Below are 10102 nucleotides of genomic sequence, written 5' to 3' on the forward strand. Positions count from 1 at the left end.
GTTCGACTCCAGGTACCGGCCACTTCAGGGTGCTGCGCGAGGCCGGGCTGATCCGGCAGTGCTACGTCGGCACCTCACGGATGAACGCACTGCGCCGCGCCGAGCTGGACCAGGCCTTTCCCGGCCTGCTCGACGCGGTGACCCAGCGGAAGTGACGCCCGGTCAGCTCAGCAGAATCACTTCCAGTGTGCGCGGACCGTGCACGCCCTCCACCCGGTCCAGCTCGATGTCGCTGGTGGCAGAAGGGCCGGAGATCCAGGTCAACGGGCGGGCCGGGTCGAGGCGTTCGAGGGCCTGCGGGACCGAGGAGACCACCTGGTCCGGAACCTGGACGACGCAGATGTGGTGGTCCGGGATCAGAGAGATGCGGCGTCGGCCCTGGTCGGGGGAGCCGTCCAGGACGATCGTGCCGGTCTCGGCGATCGCCACCGCACACGCCGTCACCACACTGCCCACCCGGTCCAGCCGCTGCGGTGTGCTCACCGCCCGGTCGTGGATCCGTACCGGGTCCGCGGCGGACAGCCACGCCGGTGGCAGCCCTGGCGGTACCAGCACCTCCTGCGAGCCGCGCCGGGCCAGCAGCCGCATGACGAGATACGGCATCTCCTCGTCGGTGGCACGGTGGACGATCGCCCGGTATTCCGCCAGGTTCTCGGCCAGCAGTTCCACCGTCTGCTCGGTCGTGCGCGTCCCGTGCTCCCGCAGATAGTCCCGGCTCACGGCCTGCTCGTACGGCCTCTCGTCCGGTGTCACATCGGCGAGCGCCCGCCGCACCCGGCCCAGGATCCTGTCCCTGCTGCTCACTTGGTGCCGTCCTTTCCACCACGGGTGCGCTGCCACCAGTCCCGGAAGGGTTCCGCCGGTACGGCGGGCAGGTCCCGGGTGCCGCTCCACGCCCTGCCCGGGCCCGGCAGGGTACGGGGGTGCAGCCGGCGGGTGCGGGAGGCGAGGCGCTGGCCGGTACGCAGGGCCCCGGGGTGGGTGAACGCCCAGCGCGCCGCCCGCATGGCCGCCCGCTCGGCCGTATGCCCCTTGGCCGGCTTCAGTACCACCTTGTTGCCCTGCCGTACCGCCGGACCACCCTCCACGACCCGCTCGCGCAGATGCACCAGCACCTCGGGGATGTCGATGGCGACCGGGCAGACCTCGTAGCAGGCGCCGCACAGACTCGACGCGTACGGCAGGGATGCGTCGATCTCGCTCGCCGTGCCGCGGAGTTGGGGGCTGAGGATCGCGCCGATCGGGCCCGGATACACCGAGCCGTAGGCGTGGCCGCCCGCCCGCTCGTACACCGGGCACACATTCAGGCAGGCCGAGCAGCGGATGCAGCGCAGGGCCTGGCGGCCGACCTGGTCGGCGAGGGTGTCGGTGCGGCCGTTGTCGAGCAGGACGAGGTGGAAGGTCCGGGGTCCGTCGTCGTCCGTGGTGCCGGTCCACATCGACGTGTACGGGTTCATGCGCTCGGCGGTGGAGGAGCGGGGGAGGGTCTGCAGGAAGACCTCCAGGTCCCGCCAGGTCGGCACGATCTTCTCGATGCCGACGACCGAGATCAGTGTCTCCGGCAGGGTCAGGCACATCCGGCCGTTGCCCTCGGACTCGACGACGACGAGGGTGCCGGTCTCGGCGACCATGAAGTTGGCGCCGGAGACGCCGACCTTCGCCCGCAGGAACTTCTCCCGCAGGTGCAGCCTGGCGGCCTCGGCGAGTTCGGCCGGGGCGTCGGTCAGACCCTCGGGAGCGGGACGGCCCCACTCGCCCATCTCGGAGCGGAAGATGTCCCGGATCTCGCCCCGGTTGCGGTGGATGGCCGGCACGAGTATGTGCGAGGGCCGGTCCTTGCCCAACTGCACGATGAGCTCGGCGAGATCGGTCTCATAGGCGTGGATGCCTTCTTCGAGCAGGGCCTCGTTGAGCCCGATCTCCTGCGTGGCCATCGACTTGACCTTGACGACCTCCGACTCACCGGTCTCCTTGACGAGTTCGGCGACGATCCGGTTGGCCTCGTCCGCGTCGGCGGCCCAGTGGACCGTACCGCCCGCCGCCGTGACCGACTCCTCCAACTGCACCAGATAGCGGTCGAGATGGCGCAGGGTGTGGTCCTTGATCCGGCGACCCGCCTCCCGCAGCGCCGCCCAGTCGGACAGCTCGGCGACCGCCCGGGCCCGCTTGGCGCGGATGGTGTGGGTCGCGTGCCGCAGATTGCCGCGCAGGGTGGGGTTGTGAACGGCATCGTGCGCGGCCTTCGGAAAGGCCGGCATGCCGACGAACGTTCCGCTCATGCCGCCGGTTCCTCCTCCGTGCTCGCCAGGATCTCCGCGATGTGGACGGGCCGTATGCCGATCCGCAGTCGGCTCATGGTGCCGCCGATGTGCATCAGACAGGAGTTGTCGGCCGCGCACAGCACCTCCGCGCCCGTCGACTCGGCGTTGCGGACCTTGTCCGTGCCCATGGCCGCCGAGACCTCGGCGTTCTTCAGCGCGAACGTGCCCCCGAACCCGCAGCACTCCTCGGCACCCGGCAGCTCGACCAGCTCCAGGCCCTTGACCGCCTGGAGCAGCCGGCGCGGCCGGTCACCGAGACCGAGGGAGCGCAGGCCATGACAGGTGGGGTGGTAGGTGACCGTGTGCGGGTAGTAGGCGCCGACGTCCGTCACCCCGAGCACGTCCACCAGGAACTCGGTCAGCTCGTACGTCTTCGGCACCACCGGCGCCAGCGTCCGCGCCAGCGAGTCCCCCCGGCCCTCGGCACGCGCCCGCTCGCCCATCCGCGGATACAGCTCCCGCACCATCGCCCCGCAGGAACCGGAGGGAGTGACGATCGCCTCGTACTCGCGGAAGACATCGGAGAAGTGCCGGGCCAGCGGCTCGGCCTCATGCCGGTAACCGGTGTTGTAATGCGCCTGCCCGCAGCAGCCCTGACCCATCGGGAAGTCCACGTCGACACCCAGTCTGGTCAGCAGCTTCAGCACAGCACGGCCGGTGTCCGGATAGAGCGTGTCGTTGACACAGGTCAGGAACAGGGCGACACGCATCGCGGCTCCTCGGGATCGGTCATCGGACGAGTGCAGGGTAGTAGGCGAACAACGCCGACGGGAGACCGCCGGTCACCGTGCGGCGAGCCGGGCCTCGGCCTCCCGCCAGCGCGCGCCGTCGCCACGCGGCGCGTACCGGGTCAGCGGCTGGGTACGGGTGAGCAGCCGGCGCATCGCGGCCAGGTCGCCGACGAGCCCCTGGGCACGGGCCTGGACCAGGACGTTGCCGAGGGCCGCCGCCTCCGTGGCACCGGCGACCACGGGCAGCCCGCAGGCGTCGGCGGTCAGCTGGCACAGCAGCGCGTTGCGGGTGCCGCCGCCGACGAGGTACACCACGTCCACCGGATGGTCGGCCAGCCGCTGCGCGTCCTCGACCGCCCGCCGGTGCGCGAGGGCCAGCGAGTCCAGGATGCACCGGGTGATCTCGGCCCGCGTGACCGGCACCGGCTGCCCGGACGCCCGGCACGCCTCGGCGATCCGCTCCGGCATCCGCCCCGGCGCCAGGAACGTCTCGTCCCCGGCGTCCACCACCGAGCGCAGCGCCGGCACGGCGCCGGCCTCGCGCAACAGCAGCCCCAAGTCGGGACCGCCCCAGGCGCGTTGGCACTCCTGGAGCAGCCACAGTCCCATGATGTTGCGCAGATACCGGACCGTGCCGTCGAGCCCCAGCTCGTTGGTGAAGTTCGCGGCCCGGCTCTCCTCGGTGAGCACCGGAGCGGTCAGCTCCAGCCCGGCCAGGGACCAGGTGCCGGTGCAGATGTAGGCGAAGGGCTCGCCGCTGGCCGGGACGGCGGCCACCGCGGAGGCGGTGTCGTGCGAGCCGACGGCCGTCACCGGCACGGGACCGGTCAGCCCCGTGTCCTCCAGCACCTGCGGCCGCAGCAGCCCGGCCGGATCGCCGGGCTGCCGCAGCGGCGCGAACAGGCCGAGGTCGATACCGAGCCGCTCGGCGATGCCGTACGACCACGTCCGCGTCCGGGGATCGACGAGCTGGGTGGTGGAGGCGTTGGTCAGCTCGGTGCCCTGCTCGCCGGTCAGCCAGTACGACACCAGGTCCGGGATGAGCAACAGCCGCTCGGCATAAGCGAGTTGGCGCTTTTCCCGGGCCGCCGTCAGCTGGTACAGGGTGTTGAAGGGGGCGTACTGGATGCCCGTCGCCGCGTACAGCTCCCCGGCCGGCACGGTCGCCCACACCTTCTCCGCGACACCTTCCGTGCGGGCGTCACGGTAGTGCACCGGGTTGCCCAGCAGGGCCCCGTCGGCGTCCAGCAGACCGTAGTCCACCGCCCAGCTGTCGATGCCGACCGAGTCCACCCGGCCGGCCGCCCGCAGCCCGTCCAGGACACCGCCGTACAGCGCGAGGATGTCCCAGCGCAGTCCCTCGGGTGTGCGCACCGGGCGGTTGGGAAAGCGGTGTGCCTCGCCCAGCTCCAGCGAGTCCGGGCTCACCCGGCCGACCATCACCCGCCCGCTGGAGGCGCCCAGGTCGACCGCGGCGTACGACTTCACGAGCCCGCTCATCGCAGGAACGCGGCCGCCACACCCGCGTCGACCGGGACGTGCAGCCCGGTGGTGTGGGTCAGCTCGCCGCCGGTCAGCGCGAAGACGGCGTTCGCGACATGCTCCGGCAGCACCTCCCGCTTGAGGATGGTCCGCTGGGCGTAGAACTCGCCCAGCTTCTCCTCCGGCACCCCGTATACCGCGGCCCGCTGCGCACCCCAGCCGCCCGCGAAGATCCCGGAGCCGCGCACCACACCGTCCGGGTTGACCCCGTTGACCCGGATGCCGTGCTCGCCCAACTCGGCTGCCAGGAGCCGTACTTGGTGGGCCTGGTCGGCCTTGGTGGCCGAGTAGGCGATGTTGTTGGGCCCGGCGAAGACCGCGTTCTTGGAGGCGATGTAGACGATGTCACCGCCCATCCCCTGCGCGATCATCACCCGCGCCGCCTCCCGTGAGACGAGGAAGGAACCGCGGGCCATGATGTTGTGCTGCAGGTCCCAGTCGCGTGCCGAAGTCTCCAGCAGCGGCTTGGAGATGGAGATCCCGGCGTTGTTGACGACCAGGTCGACTCCGCCGAAGGCGAGCACCGCCGCCTTGAAGGCGTCCGCGATCTGCTCCTCGGACGTGACGTCGACGGTGACGGCGACCGCCTTGTCCGGTCCGCCCAGCTCCTCGGCCACGGCCTGGGCACTCTCGTCGTTCAGATCGGCGACGACGACACACGCCCCCTCGGCCACCAGCCGGTGCGCGATGGCCCTGCCGATCCCGCTGCCCGCGCCGGTCACCAGCGCCACCCGGGCCGCCAGCGGCTTCGGCTTCGGCATCCGCTGGAGCTTGGCCTCCTCCAGCGCCCAGTACTCGATGCGGAACTTCTCCGACTCCTCGATCGGCGCGTACGCCGACACCGCTTCCGCGCCGCGCATCACGTTGATGGCGTTGACGTAGAACTCGCCGGCCACGCGAGCGGTCTGCTTGTCCTTGCCGAAGCTGAACATGCCGACGCCGGGCACGAGCACGATCGCCGGGTCGGCGCCGCGCATCGCGGGCGAGTCGGGCAGGGCGTGCCGCTCGTAGTAGGCGGCGTACTCCTCCCGGTACGCGGCGTGCAGCTCCTTCAGCCGGGCCACGGCCTCCTCCAGCGGCGCGGTCGGCGGCACGTCCAGCACCAGCGGGCGCACCTTGGTCCGCAGGAAGTGGTCCGGGCACGACGTGCCCAGGGCCGCGAGCCGCGGATGCTCGGCGCGGGCGAGGAACTCCAGTACGACGCCGGAGTCGTCGAAGTGCCCGACGTGCGCCCTGTCCTGCGAGGCGACGGCCCGGACGTACGGCGCCAGCGCCGCCGCCCGCTCCCGCCGCGCGGCCTCGGGGAGCGCCTCGTACCCCTCGATCACCGGCCCGAAAGGCTCCGGCTTCCCGCGCTCCGCGAGAAACGCCTCCGCGGTACGGATGATGTGCAGCGAGTTGCGCTCGCACTCCTCGGACGTCTCACCCCACGCCGTGATCCCGTGCCCGCCCAGGATGCAGCCGATCGCCTGCGGGTTGGCCTCCTTGACCGCCGCGATGTCCAGCCCGAGCTGGAACCCGGGCCGCCGCCACGGCACCCACACCACCGTGTCCCCGAAGCACTCGGCGGTCAGTTTCTCCCCGTCGGCGGCACAGGCGAGCGCGATACCCGAGTCCGGATGCAGATGATCGACGTGCGCGGCTTCGACGAGCCCGTGCATGGCCGTGTCGATGGAGGGAGCCGCCCCGCCCTTGCCGTGCAGACAGTAGTCGAAGGCGGCGACCATCTCGTCCTCGCGCTCGACGCCCGGGTACACCCCCTTCAGCGCCCGCAGCCGGTCGATCCGCAGCACGGCGAGCCCGGCCTCGGTGAGCGTCCCGAGGTCACCACCGGACCCCTTGACCCACATCAGCTCGACGTCACCGCCGGTCACGGGATCGGTGGCGGCGCCCTTGGCGGACGCGTTTCCGCCGGCGTAGTTGGTGTTACGGGGATCGGAGCCGAGCCGATGGGACCGTGCCAGAAGGGCGGCGGCTTCGGGGTGGGGTGCCATGATCGGTTCTCTTTCTTGCGTCGTCGGGGCGGGGCGGCGCGCGGTGCTTGAATCGTTTCAGGAAATCGCTTCAGGAACCTAGTCGCATGGGTGCGCGGCGTCAAGACGTCGACGCGGCCACTCCCGGTGACTTCGCAGGAGCGCGAGAACTACTCTGCTCCTCGGCTTCACGCTTCGTGAAACGTTTCATGACATTTCAGATCCTCTCCAAGGGGTTCGCCGGTACACCGCTGATCTGCGACGCGTTGTACGCCGGCTGCGGCGAGCCGCAGCCGGCGTACCGGATGCTCCCGGCGGAGGGCTGCGGCGCCGTCGCCGACCGGCCGCACCGCACGGTCGCCGGCCTGGAGGCCGCCAAGCCCGGCCGGCGCCGCGGGCCGATCGCACCCGCCCGGGCGGAGACCTCACCTTCGTGAGGGCCGCGCGCGGGACGCCGTGCGGGCGTTCCGGGCTCGGGCGCGCCCGCCTGGCCGCCGGCCGCGATCCGCTGTCCGATCTCCGGCCCCCGAATGAGTCCGCGAGGAGGTGCTCAGGCCAGGAAGGCGGGCCTGAGCACCTCCTCGCACCACTGGCGGAAGCCGGTGGGGCCGGGCGGTGCGGTGCGGTGCTCCTCGTCGTAGGCGCCGTTGTTCTGGGCCACGGCCATATCGGCCAGACCCTGCGCCCAGGCCTCGCTCGCTCCGTGCTCCAGCATCGTGGCGCGGTAGGCCTCGACCGGCACCTGCTGGAAGCGGACGGGCCGCTCCAGCACCTCGGAGACGATGTGCGCCACGTCGGCGGGGGACAGGGAGTCGGGGCTGACCACGGGCACGGCGCCCTGACCGCTCCACGAGTCGTCGAGCAGGAGCTCGGCGGCCTTCGCGGCGATGTCGCGGGTGGCGACGAGAGCGAAGGTGTGATCCGCGGGGTGGGGCCAGAAGAAGGCGCCCTGGTTCCTGAGGGTGTCGAGCTGCCAGAGCAGGTTCTCCATGAAGCCCGGGGGACGCAGCGCCCGGAACCTCACGCCCGTGCCCGCGAGCAGTTCCTCACCGGCCCGGGCCGCCGAGAGGTGGCCGGCGTTCCGCTCGATCCCGCTGCCCATGGTCGAGACGGCGACGACCCGCTGGACGCCGTGGCTGCCGATCGCCTCGCACGCCGACCGAGTGGGGTCCAGGACATGGTCCTCCACGCTCGGGGCGCGCGGGTCCGGTGGCACCAGCCAGAACACGGCATCCGCGCCCGTGAACGCCTTCATCACCACATCGCGGTCACGGTGCGAGCCCTGTACGACTTCGACCCGCTCGCGTACGTCCGGGGAGAGCCGGCCGGGATCGCGCACGATCACCCGGACCGGCTCCTCGGCGCCGAGGACACGGTCGACGACCTGCCGGCCGATCTGGCCGGTGGGTGTGGTGACGACAAGCATCAAGAAGCTCCAAGAGAGTTCGCGGGAAAGGCGGTTGACGCCGCGCGGTGCGAGCCGACGCACCGGGGGACCGCCTGCGTCGATCCTGCGCCGAAGCCGCACCGCACGGAAGGACCGGTCGGATCCCGCTTGTTACTCTCAGGGACATACCGAACGGAGGTGCCAGGTCGTGGAGTCCCGGTCACTGCGCTACTTCGTCGCCGTCGCGGAGGAACTCAACTTCTCCCGAGCCGCCGAACGGCTGGGCATCTCCGCCCCGCCTCTGTCCCGCGCCATCCGCCGGCTGGAGACGGACCTCGGCGTCACCCTCTTCGAGCGCACCACCCACAGCGTCACCCTCACCACGCCCGGCCGCGTCCTGCTGGCCGAGGCCCGGGTCGCCCTCGACGCGCTGCACGCCGCCGGCCGACGGGCCCAGCGCGCCGCCGACCCCGAGCCCAAGCTGGTCCTGGCCGTCAAGGCCGACGGCGACGCGGGCCTGCTGGAGCCCATCCTGGCCCGCTACGCCACCGAGCCCGCGGCCCGGCCCGTCACCGTCCGGCTCTCCGGCTGGCGCGAGCAGGTGCGGCTGCTGCGGGAGGGCGAGGCCGACGCGGCCCTGATCTACGAGCCGTTCGACCGGACCGGGCTGGACGCCGAGCCGCTCGCCGTCGAGCCCCGTCTCGCCGCTCTCCCGGCCACGCATCCCCTGGCCGCCCGCGACCACCTCACCCTCGCCGACCTCGCCCTTCCGGGCGTCGAGCCCGGCCGCCTCGACGGCCTGGACCGCTACCTGGACACCGTCGTCGAGCGCCACAGGATCGCGGACCTGCCGCAACTGCTGACCCTCGTCGAACTGGGCGAGGTGGTGACGCTCCTGCCCGAGTCGGTCACGACCCGCTACCCCCGCCCCGGCGTCGTATACCGCGCGCTGCCGGACACACCGCCGGTCACCCTGTCCATCGCCTGGCCCCAGCAGTCCCGCTCGACGGCCACGGCAGCACTGATCCGCGCGGCCACCGCGGTGGCACCCGGCGGCGGGGCTCCCTAATACCGCTGACCGGCCACGAGATGAAGAGGCGGCCGGGCGGGGTGGGGCCAAGAAGTGAACCGACGGCCCGTGCTGAGAACCCGGTGTCAGACGCGGCACCGTGCAACCCGGCCGCTGGGCCCACAAGCCGACCTCGAAGCCGAAGAGCACCCGCCGGGCCGGACGGCGGGCGGTGAAGTCAACGCAAGCTGTGCCACCCGCCCCGTAGTGGCTAATCGAGTTGCGCCAGCGCTTCGTCCCACACGTTGCCTCCGTCTGCCCAGGTCCACAGCCACTGCCGCAGCGATGGCGCCGCATATCGCAGGCCGTCATGAGGATCCTGGCCCCACTCCGGTACCCAGCCGTCGGCATCCCAGAGCAACACCGGATGATCAACCGCTATCAGCGAGACGTACCACTGCATGGTGCAGCCGCCGCCCGTCAAGAAGAACCACGACGCCGACGGCCCGCACCCCGCCCGCTCGGCGTGAATGGTCGTCGCGCAATGCCAGTCCGGCACATGCCAGTGCGGAACGCGGCGCGGCGTCAGCGAGGCAAGGCCGCCTTCCGGCCCGAACCCCCCGTCGCCGACCTCGGTGTAGACGCGCCGGAGCAAGTCGGGCAGCCGATACCCGAGGCCGCGTTCAGCGAGGTCCACTTCTGTCGTCGTGAGAGGGGGGAAGGGCTGATCCGGGAGACAGCCACGAGAGGTGGGCACACTCTCCGAACCCCACGCGAGGGCGTGCAGCCTCGCCAGAAGCGCGTCGTCGTCCGCAGCAGTGCGGTGCGCAGCATCGGTCACGAGCCGGGACAGTAGTACGTGTCAGGCCCTTGCCGGCCCGCAGGCCAGGAGAGGCGCGCGCGTCAGCATGTCCCGGCCGTCAACCTGCCGGATGGTCGGAGCGGACCTGCCTTCGGGCCGTCTCCCGCCGCACAGTCTCAAGGCAACTGCGTGCGGCCTGATCAGGCCGCGCCTCGCCTCTGGCCGCGCCTCGCTTCAGGCGGCGCCTCGCTTCAGGCGGCGCCTCGCTTCAGGCGGCGCCTCGCTTCAGGCGGCGCCTCGCTTCAGGCGGCGCCTCGCTTCAGGCGGCGCCTCGCTT

Annotated in this window: 9 protein-coding genes and 1 pseudogene; 3 read left to right on the forward strand and 7 right to left on the reverse strand. The window is 71.8% G+C overall.

Translation table 11 applies throughout. The features are described 5' to 3' along the window. Positions 1-14: 14 nt before the first annotated feature. Positions 15-155, forward strand: a pseudogene (locus tag ACZ418_RS11780) (transcriptional regulator); the annotation flags it as partial. Between the two features lie 7 nt (positions 156-162). Here the strand turns inward: ACZ418_RS11780 and ACZ418_RS11785 are convergent. The 5 genes from ACZ418_RS11785 to ACZ418_RS11805 all read right to left on the reverse strand — a co-directional run bounded on the left by ACZ418_RS11785 (position 163) and on the right by ACZ418_RS11805 (position 6588). Next, positions 163-804: a LutC/YkgG family protein gene (locus tag ACZ418_RS11785; RefSeq protein WP_468360690.1), complete on the reverse strand. Its 642-nt coding sequence runs from the start codon at positions 802-804 to the stop codon at positions 163-165. Further along, complete coding sequence (locus ACZ418_RS11790) at positions 801-2279, reverse strand: LutB/LldF family L-lactate oxidation iron-sulfur protein (protein ID WP_468360693.1); 1479 nt, start codon at positions 2277-2279, stop codon at positions 801-803. The genes ACZ418_RS11785 and ACZ418_RS11790 overlap by 4 nt, the downstream gene beginning before the upstream one ends. Further along, positions 2276-3031, reverse strand: coding sequence for a (Fe-S)-binding protein (locus tag ACZ418_RS11795; protein WP_468360696.1), 756 nt, complete (start codon positions 3029-3031; stop codon positions 2276-2278). The genes ACZ418_RS11790 and ACZ418_RS11795 overlap by 4 nt, the downstream gene beginning before the upstream one ends. Before the next feature lie 72 nt (positions 3032-3103). Continuing rightward, positions 3104-4552 (reverse strand): rhamnulokinase, encoded by a 1449-nt coding sequence (locus ACZ418_RS11800; protein ID WP_468360699.1) that lies wholly within the window; start codon positions 4550-4552, stop codon positions 3104-3106. Further along, entirely contained in the window at positions 4549-6588 is a 2040-nt protein-coding gene (locus ACZ418_RS11805; RefSeq protein WP_468360703.1) for a bifunctional aldolase/short-chain dehydrogenase, read from the reverse strand. Before ACZ418_RS11805 ends, ACZ418_RS11800 begins: the two co-directional genes overlap by 4 nt. Before the next feature lie 188 nt (positions 6589-6776). On the opposite strand from ACZ418_RS11805, the gene ACZ418_RS11810 reads away from it, so the two are divergent. Then, positions 6777-7004 (forward strand): hypothetical protein, encoded by a 228-nt coding sequence (locus tag ACZ418_RS11810; protein ID WP_468360706.1) that lies wholly within the window; start codon positions 6777-6779, stop codon positions 7002-7004. Between the two features lie 113 nt (positions 7005-7117). On the opposite strand, the gene ACZ418_RS11815 is transcribed toward ACZ418_RS11810, so the two are convergent. Beyond that, entirely contained in the window at positions 7118-7993 is an 876-nt protein-coding gene (locus ACZ418_RS11815) for an NmrA family NAD(P)-binding protein (RefSeq protein ID WP_468360709.1), read from the reverse strand. 169 nt (positions 7994-8162) lie between these two features. Between ACZ418_RS11815 and ACZ418_RS11820 the strand changes: the two genes are divergently transcribed. Continuing rightward, positions 8163-9023, forward strand: a complete 861-nt coding sequence (locus tag ACZ418_RS11820) for a LysR family transcriptional regulator (protein WP_468360712.1) — start codon at positions 8163-8165, stop codon at positions 9021-9023. A gap of 211 nt (positions 9024-9234) precedes the next feature. Here ACZ418_RS11820 and ACZ418_RS11825 read toward each other — a convergent pair whose 3' ends face one another. Next, positions 9235-9660 (reverse strand): hypothetical protein, encoded by a 426-nt coding sequence (locus ACZ418_RS11825; protein WP_468360715.1) that lies wholly within the window; start codon positions 9658-9660, stop codon positions 9235-9237. Positions 9661-10102 lie beyond the last annotated feature (442 nt).

It is taken from the genome of Streptomyces sp. NPDC030820 (assembly GCF_055572075.1).